This window comes from Parageobacillus sp. VR-IP (genome assembly GCF_013357975.1).
GTDB lineage: Bacteria > Bacillota > Bacilli > Bacillales > Anoxybacillaceae > Saccharococcus > Saccharococcus caldoxylosilyticus.
Genome location: NZ_JABVYQ010000003.1, coordinates 385,296 through 399,409 on the forward strand (window position 1 = coordinate 385,296; position 14,114 = coordinate 399,409).

The 14,114-nt window shown below is 39.6% G+C and carries 11 protein-coding genes and 1 pseudogene; 11 read left to right on the forward strand and 1 reads right to left on the reverse strand.

The genetic code is table 11. From position 1 onward, the window contains the following. Positions 1 to 98: 98 nt before the first annotated feature. The 4 genes from HT574_RS09935 to cydC are packed head-to-tail and all read left to right on the forward strand — an operon-like array spanning position 99 to position 5,971. Entirely contained in the window at positions 99 to 1,505 is a 1,407-nt protein-coding gene (locus HT574_RS09935) for a cytochrome ubiquinol oxidase subunit I (RefSeq protein ID WP_175244470.1), read from the forward strand. Position 1,506: 1 nt separating this feature from the next. Beyond that, entirely contained in the window at positions 1,507 to 2,520 is a 1,014-nt protein-coding gene (gene cydB / locus HT574_RS09940; protein ID WP_175244471.1) for a cytochrome d ubiquinol oxidase subunit II, read from the forward strand. Next, positions 2,520 to 4,235, forward strand: coding sequence for a thiol reductant ABC exporter subunit CydD (gene cydD, locus HT574_RS09945; RefSeq protein WP_175244472.1), 1,716 nt, complete (start codon positions 2,520 to 2,522; stop codon positions 4,233 to 4,235). The genes cydB and cydD overlap by 1 nt, the downstream gene beginning before the upstream one ends. After that, entirely contained in the window at positions 4,235 to 5,971 is a 1,737-nt protein-coding gene (gene cydC / locus HT574_RS09950; protein ID WP_175244473.1) for a thiol reductant ABC exporter subunit CydC, read from the forward strand. Before cydD ends, cydC begins: the two co-directional genes overlap by 1 nt. A 379-nt stretch (positions 5,972 to 6,350) precedes the next feature. Here the strand turns inward: cydC and HT574_RS09955 are convergent, their stop codons facing one another. Further along, positions 6,351 to 6,980, reverse strand: coding sequence for a DUF2238 domain-containing protein (locus HT574_RS09955; RefSeq protein ID WP_175244474.1), 630 nt, complete (start codon positions 6,978 to 6,980; stop codon positions 6,351 to 6,353). A 332-nt stretch (positions 6,981 to 7,312) separates the two neighbouring features. On the opposite strand from HT574_RS09955, the gene HT574_RS09960 reads away from it, so the two are divergent. From HT574_RS09960 to HT574_RS09990, 7 genes and pseudogenes are all read left to right on the forward strand, one after another. Next, complete coding sequence (locus HT574_RS09960; protein ID WP_071532920.1) at positions 7,313 to 7,390, forward strand: YjcZ family sporulation protein; 78 nt, start codon at positions 7,313 to 7,315, stop codon at positions 7,388 to 7,390. A 206-nt stretch (positions 7,391 to 7,596) separates the two neighbouring features. Continuing rightward, the gene (locus HT574_RS09965; RefSeq protein WP_175244475.1) at positions 7,597 to 7,914 is read left to right on the forward strand and encodes a diacylglycerol/lipid kinase family protein; all 318 of its coding nucleotides are present in this window, start codon (positions 7,597 to 7,599) and stop codon (positions 7,912 to 7,914) included. 176 nt (positions 7,915 to 8,090) lie between these two features. Then, entirely contained in the window at positions 8,091 to 8,273 is a 183-nt protein-coding gene (locus tag HT574_RS09970; RefSeq protein ID WP_017434049.1) for a DUF255 domain-containing protein, read from the forward strand. Positions 8,274 to 9,047: 774 nt separating this feature from the next. Continuing rightward, positions 9,048 to 10,151 carry a CotS family spore coat protein gene (locus tag HT574_RS09975; RefSeq protein ID WP_175244476.1) on the forward strand — a complete coding sequence of 368 codons (1,104 nt, stop codon included), beginning with the start codon at positions 9,048 to 9,050 and terminating at the stop codon, positions 10,149 to 10,151. Then, a pseudogene (locus HT574_RS09980) lies at positions 10,148 to 11,483 on the forward strand (glycosyltransferase family 4 protein). Before HT574_RS09975 ends, HT574_RS09980 begins: the two are co-directional and overlap by 4 nt. A 150-nt stretch (positions 11,484 to 11,633) precedes the next feature. Continuing rightward, positions 11,634 to 12,521 (forward strand): UTP--glucose-1-phosphate uridylyltransferase GalU, encoded by an 888-nt coding sequence (gene galU / locus HT574_RS09985; RefSeq protein WP_305798068.1) that lies wholly within the window; start codon positions 11,634 to 11,636, stop codon positions 12,519 to 12,521. Positions 12,522 to 12,677: 156 nt separating this feature from the next. Further along, on the forward strand, positions 12,678 to 13,997 hold the full coding sequence (locus HT574_RS09990) for a UDP-glucose dehydrogenase family protein (RefSeq protein WP_175244478.1): 1,320 nt from the start codon (positions 12,678 to 12,680) through the stop codon (positions 13,995 to 13,997). Positions 13,998 to 14,114: the final 117 nt, after the last annotated feature.

The following is a 14,114-nucleotide window of genomic DNA, read 5'->3' on the forward strand; positions in this document are numbered from 1 at the left end:
GTTATGTGAAGTTTTGAACATATAGCCATCTTTGTGAAAATATGAACATGATGTCAACACAGGTCAAATTCTGGGGAATACTTAAAGGAGGAAATGCCATGGATCCAGTAATGTTGGCAAGGATACAATTCGCTTTGACTACAATCTACCACTTCTTCTTTGTGCCGCTTACCATTGGCCTAGCATTTATTATCGCTTTGATGCAAACGTTATACGTAGTGAAGAAAAATGAGATTTATAAAAAAATGGCGAAATTCTGGGGACATTTGTTCCTGATTAACTTTGCCGTAGGGGTTGTAACAGGAATTATTCAAGAATTCCAATTTGGGATGAACTGGTCGGATTATTCTAGATTTGTCGGTGACGTCTTCGGGGCACCCCTCGCCATTGAAGCATTGCTTGCCTTTTTTATGGAATCCACATTTATCGGCCTTTGGATTTTTGGCTGGGATCGATTGCCTAAAAAGGTGCACTTGGCAAGCATTTGGCTTGTATCGATTGGAACTATGCTTTCCGGTTTTTGGATTTTAACAGCAAACTCCTTCATGCAAGTGCCTGTTGGTTATGAAATTAGAAATGGCAGGGCAGAAATGGTTGATTTTCTTGCGCTGATAACGAATGGACAATTGTGGGTGGAGTTTCCGCATGTCATCACAGGTGCATTATGTACCGGAGCGTTCTTCATTGCTGGTGTAAGTGCCTATAACCTATTAAAAAAGAAACATGTTGAATTTTACAAGAAATCCATGAATATTGCTTTAATCATTGGTTTACTCGGCAGTTTGGGCGCAGCCTTCAGCGGACATGCCCAAGCGCAGTATCTTGTAAAAACGCAGCCGATGAAGATGGCAGCTGCAGAGGGCATTTGGGAAGATACGCCCGATCCTGCGCCATGGTCAGCATTTGCCTGGATTGATACAAAGAATCAAGAAAACAAGTTTGAACTAAATATTCCTTATGCATTAAGCTATTTATCTTATTCTAAATTTGAAGGCAGTTTAAAAGGAATGAAAACTCTCCAAGCTGAATATGCGGAAAAATACGATCCAATCGTTGGCGAAGGTACGAATTATATTCCTCCAGTCAAAACGACGTATTGGAGTTTCCGTTTAATGGTTGGCTTTGGCATGGCGATGATCTTATTATCGATGATTGGTCTTTATCTGTGGAAAAAGGGACGTCTTCTGCAAAGCAGTAGGTTCTTGAAAATCCTGGTTCCTGCTATTTCATTTCCATTTTTGGCAAACACTTTCGGATGGGTCATGACTGAAGTGGGCCGTCAGCCATGGACGGTATTTGGATTGATGACGACAGCTGACGCTGTATCACCAAATGTTTCTTCAGGGACCATATTATTTTCCATCATGATGTACACGCTGATATTCACGATTCTTGCAGGTGTGATGGTTTATTTGATGGTTCGTGAAATTAAACGAGGACCGGTAGAGCATCAAGATGTAAATTCAACGGTATCAATAGATCCATTCAATAAGGCAGGTGTTTAAGATGGAATTGAGTGAAATTTGGTTTGTCTTAATCTCCGTACTCTTTATTGGGTTCTTCTTTCTTGAAGGTTTTGATTTTGGTGTAGGAATGTCGACTCGTTTCCTTGCCCGTGACCGAAAGGAGAGGACCGTAATGGTGAATACAATCGGTCCTTTCTGGGACGCGAATGAAGTATGGCTAATAACTGGAGCGGGAGCCATTTTTGCGGCATTCCCGAACTGGTATGCAACGATGTTCAGCGGCTATTACTTATTGATGCTGGCAGTCTTGCTAAGCCTCATTGGGCGCGGCGTTGCTTTTGAATTTCGCCGCAAGGTAGAAGACACGCGCTGGACGAATACGTGGGACTGGGTGATTTTTTTCGGAAGCTTGCTGCCGCCGTTCCTTCTAGGCGTTCTATTTACAAGCATGCTTAAGGGGATGCCGATCGGTGAAGATATGAATATGGAAGCCGGTTTCTCGGATGTTATTAATATTTATTCCATTTGGGGCGGCTTCACGATTACATTGCTGTGCTTATTGCATGGTTTGACGTTCCTGTCTTTAAAAACAGAAGGAGAGATCAGACAACGGTCGGCTGCATTGGCGAAAAAATTGGTGTTGGCCGTTTTTGGATCACTTGTCGTCTTTGTAGGACTTTCTTCGTTTGTGACAGATATTTTTGAGATGCACCCTATCCTTGAGCTTATTATTGTCGTATTGATTGTGCTTGCTATTGGATTATCATACTATTTCATTTCCAATAAACGCGAAGGAATGGCATTCACCATGACAGGGCTTGGAATCATATTAACGGTATCATCGATATTCGTTGGACTGTTCCCAAGGGTGATGGTCAGTTCCTTGAACAAAGCTTTTGATTTAACGGTCTACAACGCATCCAGCGGGGCATATTCCCTAAAAATAATGACAATTGTAGCGGCAACTATTTTACCGTTTGTTTTAGGATATACTATTTATAGCTATTACGTATTCCGCAAACGAGTATCTGACAAGGAGCATTTAACATACTGATGGATAAAGCGTTGTTCTCTTACAAAGGGATGAAGCCGGTTTTAGCTGGGCTGGCGATATTAACGGCTATCCAAGGTGCTATCATTATTATTCAGGCTTATTTTTTGGCAGACGCAATCTCCTCCCTTTTCGGGGGAGATTCGTTTGCCAATGTCTTTAAAAAGTTGGTCATTTTCTTTCTTGCGTTAGTTGTCCGCCAACTGCTTACCGTTTGGAAAAAAAATATAGCCTACCATTTTGCGGCCAAAACGGGTAAAGAGTTCCGGGAATCATTGCTGCAAAAGCTGTTTCAACTCGGCCCTCGTTTTGTAAAAGAAAAAGGCTCCGGACAGACCGTCACCTTGGTTATGGAGGGAATAATGCAATTCCGCCGCTATTTGGAGCTTATTCTTCCGAAATTGATGAATTCGGCAATGATCCCTGCCATGATCTGCATCTTTATCTTTTTTATAAATATCCGCTCTGCTGTCATTTTAGCCCTAGCCGTTCCGATACTTATTGCCTTTATGATATTGCTTGGATTGGCGGCAAAAAGAAAGGCCGATCGCCAATATGAATCCTATCAAATGCTGTCCAACCATTTTGTCGATTCGTTGAGAGGGTTGGAAACCCTCAAATATTTGGGATTAAGCCGGCAGCACATCAACCAAATTATCTTAGTCAGCGAAAGATATCGTCGGGCTACAATGGGAACTTTGCGTATCGCCTTTTTATCTTCGTTTGCACTGGATTTTTTTACAATGCTTTCCATAGCGACCGTCGCCGTTTTTCTTGGAATAGATTTAATAAACGGAAAGATGGAGTTGCGTCCGGCATTGACGATTCTGATCCTGGCGCCGGAGTACTTCCTGCCAATTAGGGAGGTCGGGGCTGATTACCATGCGACGCTTGACGGCAAAAATGCGGGTAAAAGGATTCAGGAAATCCTCGATAAGGAATCGTTGCAGCAAAAACAGGATCCTATTCCCCTTTGGCAATCAACAAGCACATTTTCTGTGAAAGGGGTAAGCGTACATTTTGCTGACAGTGATCGTCCAGCTTTGCAAGATATCCAATTTTCTGTTTCAGGCTCAAAAAAAATTGGAATTATTGGAGCCAGTGGTGCAGGAAAATCGACATTGATTGATATATTAAGCGGATTTTTAACACCTTCGTCAGGTGAATTTGAGATAAACGGTAAGAAATTAACAACTTTATCCCAGTTGAATTGGCAAAGCCAAATAACGTATATTCCCCAACACCCTTATATATTTCATGATACCGTTTTCAACAATATTCGTTTTTATCATCCGGAGGCAACGGTCAAAGAAGTTGAGAAGGCCGCAGAGAGAGCGGGCCTTGCCGAAATGATTCAATCGTTGCCGTATGGATTCGAGACAATCATAGGGGAAGGGGGACGGAGCTTAAGTGGCGGACAAGAACAACGGATCGCCCTCGCGCGGGCATTCTTAAGCAACCGTCCTATCATCATGCTGGATGAGCCAACTGCCCATCTTGATATTGAAACAGAATACGAATTAAAAGAAACGATGCTGCAATTGTTTAATGGCAAGCTCGTATTTTTTGCCACCCATCGCTTGCATTGGATGCTGGATATGGATCAAATCATTGTTCTTGATCAAGGCAAAATAGTCGAAATCGGAACGCACGAACAGTTAATAAGGAAGAATTCTACTTATTATCAGCTTGTTAAAACACAAATGGAGGGCATCTAATGGAAAATTGGATCTTCCCATATTTGCGTCAATATCGCGGCTTGTTTGCGCTGGCGATTCTTCTTGGTTCGCTTACCATTCTCTTTGGCGGAGCATTGATGTTTACTTCGGGTTATTTAATTTCGAAAGCGGCGACACAACCTGAATCCATTTTAATGGTTTATGTGCCGATTGTCGGTGTCCGTGCATTCGGAATTGCCCGGGCTGTGCTTAGCTATGTGGGAAGACTGGCAGGACACCAATTAGTTTTGAAAATCCTTTCCGACATGCGCGCCCGCTTATATAAAATCATTGAGCCGCAAGCATTGTTTCTTCGTTCCCGCTTGCGCACGGGTGACATTCTTGGTGCCCTCGCCGATGATATTGAACATTTGCAGGATTTTTATTTAAAAATACTGTTTCCTTCAATCGTTTCGTTAGCTATTTACACAGTGATCATTATTTGCGCAGGACTTTTCTCGATTCCATTCGCCATTCTCCTGGCTGTATTCATAGGGTTGTTGGTTTTTGTCGGCCCAATTATTTCCTACATTTATATGAAAACAAAAAATGAACAATGGAAAAGGAGAAAACACCAACTTTATCAACAGTTTACCGATACGATTTTTGGCATAAGCGACTGGATATTCAGCGGGAAATACGCGACTTATATTCAGCGATACGAAACACAAGAACAAAAACTGCTTGAACTGGAAACGAAAAAACATTCCTTTGTGAACTGGCGGGACGTTTTAAATCAGATTGTGCTTGGCGCCATTGTCATCATAGCCATCTATTGGGCCAACGAGCAAACGCTAAGAGGAGAATTCTCGCCCACGGTGATTGCTGCTTGCGGTCTTGCAGCCCTGTCCTTAGTGGAATCTTTTTTGCCGCTTGCAGGGGCGGTTAGTGAAACATCATCCTATCAAGATTCATTAAAGCGTCTTGAAGCCATTCAACCACAGTCCCCTCCACTTCAGATAGAAGCAGATGGACGGAAAGATTCACTAAACTTATCTCAAGTAACGATTGAAATAAACCATTTGTCATTTGGATATACTTCTGAAACACCGCTGCTGGACGATTTTAGTTTAAAAATAGGACAGGGGGAGAAGATTGCCATCATCGGACGCAGCGGATCCGGAAAATCGACATTGTTGAAATTAATTCAAGGAGCGCTTGTACCGACTCGTGGAGAAGTGCGTATAAACGGGATGAACGCACATGAGTTGGCTTCGGCTGTTCCAAAATTAATGGCTGTTCTCAACCAAAAGCCTTATTTATTCAATACATCCGTCATGAACAACATCCGCCTCGGCAACCCGGAAGCAACAGATGAAGAAGTATATGAAGCAGCTAAGATGGTTCAATTGCATGAGATGATTATGCAATTGCCTAAAGGGTATGAGACGAACATGCATGAAACAGGTTCTCGCTTTTCCGGCGGTGAACGGCAAAGAATAGCACTGGCACGGATATTATTGCAAAACACTCCGATAGTCATCATGGATGAACCGACAGTTGGGCTCGATCCAATCACAGAAGCAAACTTATTGGCTACCATTTTCGCTACACTGAAGGGAAAAACGATCATTTGGGTAACGCACCATTTGATGGGCGTGGAGAAAATGGATCGTATCCTTTTCCTTGAAAACGGAAAAATTACCATGGATGGCAGTCATCAACAACTGCTTAAAAGTGAGGAGAGATATCGACGATTATATGCACTGGATCGTCCGCTTTACAGGGGGGAGTGAGGTAATGGGCTGTGATTCATATTCAGCCTCCAACGAAAGAAGGGGGTTAAAACCTCATTGTTCCTGTCCATGCTAGCAATATCAAGAATGGACAGAAGGTGAGGACGGTGAATTGAGAACAAATATCCACCATCCAAATAGAAGGAAAAAGCATTTGCTTATTTCCCCCTCCCAAATAAACAGGGTGTTTTCTGGGAGAGAAAACACCCTCTTCGTTTTACTTTCTATCAAATGAACTAGCGATGAACTGAATCGTTACAAAATTTATTTGTATAAAAAATTAGAAGAACTCCTTTGTTTTTACATGGTCTTTATTTCATTTAGACGGACTCCCCTTATTTCAACCGAAACGGCTAAAATAAGGGGATCCCCATCTTTTTTATTCTTTTACTACTTCTTTTTTTAACAGTCTGTTATGTAGTTTAGAAAAGATAAACAATGCAACAATGGAGCCGATCAAGCAGCATAACATATCCCATTGCGTATCCCAAATATCGCCTTGGATTCCTAAAAAATTTTTAGCTGCTTCTCCTCCCTTGGATATTTTAGAAACTAACCATTCGATAATTTCGTACAAAGCAGCGATGGCCAGCGACATGCTTAGGACAATGGCAACTAACCAAGGACCTTTCGTTAATGGAGTTTTTCGCAATAAAATTTCTCTCAGCACAATCGCAAATAAGCCTTTAAGCAAATGCCCAAATCGGTCGTAATGATTTCGCTTTAAGTCATAAGCGTCCTTGATCCAATCAAAAAGCGGGACTTTGGAATAGATATAGTGACCGCCGACGAACATCATAATGGCTAGAATAGCAATAATGACATAAGAGAGAGTGGTGAAACGAAATTTATTGTATGATGCGATGACAATGATCAAACCGACAACGGCAGGACTAACCTCCAGGAGCCATGTCCGGTAACTTGCTGGTTTGATCGCTGACCAAATAAAAACGGCAGTAACAACCAATAGTAAAAATAGATGAATTTTGATACTTCCACCTTTTCCCACGTTCTTCACTCCTTTAGGGAAGCGCTTTACTTACAGTATTTCACCCACATCCATTTTCATGCATTGCATATAGCTTCTTCGTTACGCGAAGAACGAACGACTTTGGCTTGTACAAATTGATTTTAGTTAAACAAGCGGAAATTTAAGCGGGATGCAATTGGGACGACAAATAATAATGGATGTAATCATTATTAGAAATGCAATGAATTAGAGAAAAGCGGAATTTTCTTATCCGTTGGGGAATTTGTCCAATCTAACTCTTTTTTAAAAACATACCTTAAAATCAAGGAGCACAATAGTCATCCCCCAATACTCCATAGGAGGTGTTATAGATGAGCGCTTTTGCCTTAGTTGTTGTCCTATTTATTTTGCTTATCATTGTAGGATGTTCTTGTGTTGGTTTCTATTAATTCTCCACAAGGTGACACGAAACACCTCTTAAATCCCTCATTTCATCAAAATCGGTGGTTTCGTGTATGGAAAAGGAAAAGGGCAGATTTAATGATCTGCCCTTTTTCAAAATAGCCACTTGGACAAATATTTATGAATCCAGCCTATGAATGAATCGTGTATTTCGCGACCCGTAAGTCGGCAATTATCACGGGATAAATACTTTGTGAATAATGTATGGTTAATTGCCATTGCCAATATCCCGAATTACGGCGGAGGCATTAAAATATGTCCGGATGCTTGTTATAATGATGGCCTTTTCGACATTTGCATCGTACACAGCATAACAAAATGGGATCTGTTACGCACTTTTCCAAAGGCGTATAAAGGCAAACACGTTTTTCATTCTGGTGTAACCATGATAAAAGGAAGACAAGTAGAAGTGACCTCTGAATGGCCGGTTATTGTACAAAGCGATGGCGAGATTCTCACTAAAACTCCGGTGAATGTGACGATTCAGAGGGATGCATTGCTTATCATTTAAATAGGGGACGACAACCGTAAAAGATTTTTGATCTGCTTGGGGAGGACAATACCGAAGCTGTCATCAGATGCAAAGTATATTTCATTTTTGAATCGGTATTTCTGTTTAGGAAAAAATTTTTGACGAGATTTCCGGGCCAGAGCTATTTTTATACTCATAAAAGGAAGTGTTACATAATGAAGAAATATCTGGAACGGGAACGTTATAACGAAAAATATAATTGGTTAGTGATGTCGAAAAGTCCTTATTTGAAGCAGCATGAAACAAATCCTGTCAATTGGTTGGAATGGTCGCCAGAAGCGTTTCAAAAAGCAAAAAGGGAAGGGAAGCCAGTTTTCCTGTCTATCGGCTATTCCTAGCCCTCGAACAGGGGGCTTGGAATAGAAATACACAGAAGAATAGGAGTATTTGTTCACGTGTCATTGATAACACAAACTAAGTTAAACCTTTCAGCAAACTGCTGAAGGGTTTTTTGTTTTTATAAAAATTTGTATATCCTATTTTCTTCCTTTTCAGCAAGTAACTAAACGAATAGATTTATCATCACATTTAGTGATAAAGGCATAGAAAAAAGGAAAACACTGACGAAATCCTAGAAATAATGTTAGCTATTCACACCAAACGGCATGGTAGTTGGTAGAATGAAAGCCGTCAAGAAGAGCAATTGACCACTTTTATTCTGCTAACTGATTGGTTAGTAAGCTGAAGAAGGAGATAAAGTATTCATATTTCATTCAGCTAATATTTTTGTTAGGACAAGTGTTCATCACAAAAAGTAGTAAAGAGACACAATTTCTTAATCTGATTCAACTTTACTATACAAATCTTTTTATGAAACATAATTTAGTAAGAAAAGATGCAGAAAGCGTAATTGAATATTAAACCCCATGGCATACAAAAAATGAACACCTAATTCGGGAGAACCAAAGATCCAAATAATGATTCCAAACTCATATTCTGCTAGGTGATATACTTTACAAGATATTCATACAAAGTAAACGATGTGGCAATTGAAATGTTCCTTTACGCATTAAAAACCAGATTAAAAGATGAATAGCATTTCGATAAATCCATTGATCGGCCACTGCTTCATTCTTGAGGAAGATTCATTTTTATTTTATAGGAGGGATATTGTGGAGAATATTTTAATTAAACCATGGGAAGTGGATGAGTCCGCTCATGAGCTTTTTATACCTGACTATATCAATAAGCTGGCAGAAAAAGTTCTAAAGCATTATGATTTTTCAGTAAAAAGCATTCAGGTAGTTGCAACTAAACATGAAAAAGGCGGCGCTATTTGGAAGATTGAAACAAATAAGGGGCCGAAAAGCTTAAAGCTGTTACACCGAAGACCAACTAGGAGTTTATTTAGCTTGGGAGCTCAGGAATATTTAGTTGATGTTAAGCATGCAAGAGTACCTCCCATAGTAAAGACAAAGGATGGAACAAATTATGTTGAGGCAGGAGGAAAGCTATGGTTTGTCGCAGAGTGGATTGAATCATTAAAACCAGTTACAAAAGATTTAGAGGGAGCGAAACTGCTTTGTTCCGCCCTTGGTGAGTTTCATCGATTAAGTAAGGGCTATGTCCCCCCTCCCCAAGCAGAAACAGCTTCAAGATTGCACAAATGGCGAAAAAATTATGAAAAAATCATTTATAAAATGGATTGGTTTCGAAACATTGCCAAAGCTTATAACGAGCTGCCTGCAAGTTCTTACTTATTAAATGTGGTAGATGAATTTGAAGAGCAAGCTCGAAGGAGTTTAGAAAGACTGGATCAATCTAGCTATTTTGAATTAATCAAACGCGGCAATGCCTATTGGGGCTTAGCTCATCAGGATTATGGCTGGTCTAATGGACAAATGGGTCATAATGGGATGTGGATTATAGACCTTGATGGTGTAGCATTTGATCTACCTATTCGTGATTTAAGAAAGCTAATTTCCGGAACAATGTTAGATTTATATAGATGGGATGCAAAGTGGATAAGAGAGATGATTAAGGCCTACCATGAAACAAATCCAATTTCCCCTGAATTATATGAAATTCTTATGATTGATTTATCACTGCCAAATGAATTTTATAGAAATATAAAAGAAGTCGTGAATGATCCTGAATTGTTTCTAAATGATGAACAAACCATACAATTAATAAAAACAATTATCGAAACGGATCAGACTAAATGGCCAGTGTTGAAGGAAATTCAACATGATTGGAAGGGAGTGAAATTAACGTGAAAATTTTGATGATTTGTACGGAAAAGCTCCCTGTACCTCCCATACGCGGAGGAGCCATCCAAACTTATATATCCGGTGTTCTCCCATATTTAAGCAAGCATCATGATATTACAGTTTTAGGGACTAGTGATCCCTCTCTCCCTGATCAAGAAACCGTAGATGGCATTCGTTATGTACGGGTGCCCGGAAAAATCTTTGAAATATATCGAGAAGGTGTTGTTCGCTATATTGAATCAAACTCCTTTGACCTTATCCACATTTTTAACCGTCCACGCCTTGTTCTTCCTGTCCGTAAGGCAGCGCCTCATTCTAAGATTACCTTAAGTATGCACAATGATATGTTCAATATTGACAAAATTGATCCAGAGGAAGCAACAAAAGCCTTAGAAGAAGTTTCAAGTATTGTAACAGTCAGTGATTATGTTGGTAATGTAATACGTCAACTTTATCCGCAAGCCTCGCCAAAGATTCGCACGATTTATTCCGGAGTAGATACCGAAAGATTTTTACCTGGAAGTCATCCAAAGATGCAAAAAGTGCGCAATAAAATTCGAAAAGCACATGGTTTAGAGAACAAAACGGTGATTTTATTTGCAGGAAGGCTTTCGCGTAATAAAGGGGTCGATAAATTAATTAGAGCGTTACCAAAGCTTTCAAAAAAATTTAAAGATTTAGCTCTAGTTATTGTAGGAAGTAACTGGTTTAGCCAAAATAAAGTAACCGATTATGTTGCCTACGTACGGGCATTGGCAAAAAAACTGCCAGTGCCGGTTGTGACAACAGGCTTTGTGGCACCAGATGAAATACAAAATTGGTTTGCCGCAGCGGATTTATTTGTATGTACTTCACAATGGCAAGAACCACTTGCTCGGGTACATTATGAAGCGATGGCAGCAGGACTTCCGATCGTAACAACAGCACGGGGTGGTAACCCAGAAGTCATTCATTTAGGAGAAAACGGTCTTGTTGTAGAAAACCCTGAAGATCCTAGTAATTTCGCAGAAAAAATCGCTAAAATTTTATCTGACAAATCGTTGATGAAAAAAATGGGAAAAAGAGGAAGAGAGCTTGCCGTTTCCCGATATAAATGGGATCGGGTAGCATCCGAGATACTAGAAGTTTGGGATCAAGCGATTCATATGACCTCAACAACAGCTATTGAACAAGATAGTACTAAAAAAAGCGCGGATGAAGCGGATAACAAATATGTTAAAAAGAGTAAAAAGAGTAAAAAAAGTAAATACCGTAAAGATTAAAATAGCCATGGACGAAGAGGAAGTTAGAAATTCCATATGGTATTCCAACACTTTTGGTGGTTGGAAAGATGCATGATGGTTTCCATACTCGGTAGTGTATTGTTGACTCACAAAGTCAAATGGTAGCCATAAGAAATTTAGATACGGAGCAGATCTTCTATACACGGTTTGATATTTCAACATATAAAACAATCAAGTAAAGATTTATTTTAGAGAAGAGGTAGGGTTGATGATTCGAAAAGCTATAATACCGGCAGCGGGGCTGGGTACAAGGTTTCTTCCGGCAACAAAGGCATTACCAAAAGAAATGCTTCCGATTGTGGATAAGCCAGCCATTCAATATATTGTCGAAGAGGCAGTTGCATCTGGAATTGAGGATATTATTGTGATAAGTGGCCGCAGTAAGCGTTCGATTGAAGATCACTTTGATAAATCGTATGAGTTAGAAGAAACTCTTTTTAAGAAAAACAAACAAACGTTACTAAAAGAAGTGCAAAGGATTTCAAATCTAGCTAATATTCATTATATCCGTCAAAAAGAACCGAAAGGCCTTGGACATGCAATTTACTGTGCCAAAAGTTTTGTGGGGAATGAGCCATTTGCTGTATTACTAGGCGATGATATCGTCAATTCTTCGAAGCCTTGCTTAAAACAATTAATTGAAGTCTATAATCGTTATCATTCATCAATAGTAGGCGTTCAGCAAGTAGAAGAGGATGATGTTTCAAAATATGGAATTATAAAACCGAAAGGCAATCAAATTGAAGAAAATGTTATCAATATTGAAACGTTAGTGGAAAAACCAAAAAAAGAAGAGGCTCCTTCTCGCTTTGCCATTATGGGGCGCTATATTTTAAGACCTGAGATTTTTGATATTTTGAAAGATTTACCCCCAGATTCCAGTGGAGAAATTCAATTAACAGATGCAATTAGAATAATGAATCAATCTCAGGCGGTTTTAGCTTATCATTTTCAAGGCAGGCGCTATGATATCGGGAATAAGGTCGGCTTTATTCGTGCAACCATTGATTTTGCTTTGCAGCGACCAGACTTGCAAGAAGACGTATTAAAGTATCTAAAAGAAGTGATTGCCCAAAAAGATTCAAACGGTTAGAACATACGCCAGCTATGAAGGACATGTGATGACCTAAAGAGCGATCTATATTTTTTAGATTTGAAATAGGTTTTATCGTTTCAGTTGATAAGTGTATACCATATAAACCACCAGGGGCCCCATTTAAAAGAAAATAAAAGAAGCGAGGTGAATCTTATGAATATAGCAGTTATTGGGGCAGGCTATGTAGGAACTACAACCAGTGTAGCTTTTGCTGAATACGGACACAAGGTATACGTCGTTGAGCATGATCAAGAAAAATTAAAGAAGTTAAAACAGTCCATGCTCCCTTTCTATGAAGAGGGCATGGAGGAATTATTAAAAAAACTCATTGCCAACGGAAATCTTTTGTTTTTCCATCAAATAGAGGAAGTTATCAATCAATGTGAAATTTTATTTATTACAGTCGGCACTCCTTCCTTGCCGAACGGAGAAGCAGATTTATCCTATGTAGAAGAAGCGGCGCGACAGATTGGAAGATGGATGAATGAATATAAAGCAATCGTCATCAAGAGTACTGTTCCAGTAGGTACAGGTGATAAAATAAATAAAATCATAAAGTCTGAACTGAAAAAAAGAAACCGGGAGATTTCTTTCGATCTCATTTCGAATCCAGAATTTTTACGGGAAGGAAAGGCATTACAAGATGCACTGTATCCTGAGCGGATTGTTATCGGCTGTGAAACAGAGAAAGCCCAAAAGCTGATGAAAGATTTGTATAAAGAGATAAACGCTCCAATTTTGTTTACCACTATCAAAGATGCTGAAATGATTAAGTATGCATCAAACGCATTCTTAGCTACTAAAATTTCGTTCATCAATGAGTTAGCACGACTTTGCGATAAGATTGGGGTAAATGTTATTCAGGTAGCAAAAGGTATGGGGTTAGATAGCAGGATTGGTCCTCAATTTCTTCAGGCAGGAATTGGGTATGGCGGATCATGCTTCCCTAAAGATATAAAAGCATTGTTAGCATTGGCTTCTGCAGAGAAAACCCCTTTACAAATACTTCAGGCCGTATCAGATGTGAACGAAACCCAAGTACAATGGTTTATGGAAAAAGTAAAGAGAGCATTGGGCTCTCTATCAGGAAAGCGTATTGCTGTACTAGGCCTTACGTTTAAACCGCAAACTGACGATATAAGAGAAGCAACCTCACTAAAAATTATACATTACCTCATCCAAAATAATTCCTACATTATTGCATACGACCCACAAGGAACAGAGCATGTAAAAAAGATATATCCTACCATTCACTATGTCAAAACCCCACTTGAAGCATTAAAAGAAGCGGACGCTGTAATCATTGTAACGGATTGGAAAGAAATCATTGAAATCGACTGGCAAAAGGCAAAAAACATCCTATCTCAGCCATTTGTATTCGATGGCAGAAATTGCCTGAATCCTTCTGCCATGCTGAAATTAGGTTATCATTATGAGGGAGTAGGTACCCCTAGCTTTGGTGAAAGTAATTAATGGTTCCTTTTAAAATGAAAAATCCTGATGTTAAAGGCCAAGGCTTTATTTGAAAAAGCGCTTAGCTACTCGTGTATCTCATGAATTGCTGAATCAACTACTCATTTTTACCGTTTC

Coding starts and splice junctions, on each gene's coding strand:
- HT574_RS09935 (WP_175244470.1), top strand. CDS start 99: ATGGATCCAGTAATGTTGGCAAGGATACAATTCGCTTTGACTACAATC.
- cydB (WP_175244471.1), top strand. CDS start 1,507: ATGGAATTGAGTGAAATTTGGTTTGTCTTAATCTCCGTACTCTTTATT.
- cydD (WP_175244472.1), top strand. CDS start 2,520: ATGGATAAAGCGTTGTTCTCTTACAAAGGGATGAAGCCGGTTTTAGCT.
- cydC (WP_175244473.1), top strand. CDS start 4,235: ATGGAAAATTGGATCTTCCCATATTTGCGTCAATATCGCGGCTTGTTT.
- HT574_RS09960 (WP_071532920.1), top strand. CDS start 7,313: ATGAGCGCTTTTGCCTTAGTTGTTGTCCTATTTATTTTGCTTATCATT.
- HT574_RS09970 (WP_017434049.1), top strand. CDS start 8,091: ATGAAGAAATATCTGGAACGGGAACGTTATAACGAAAAATATAATTGG.
- HT574_RS09990 (WP_175244478.1), top strand. CDS start 12,678: ATGAATATAGCAGTTATTGGGGCAGGCTATGTAGGAACTACAACCAGT.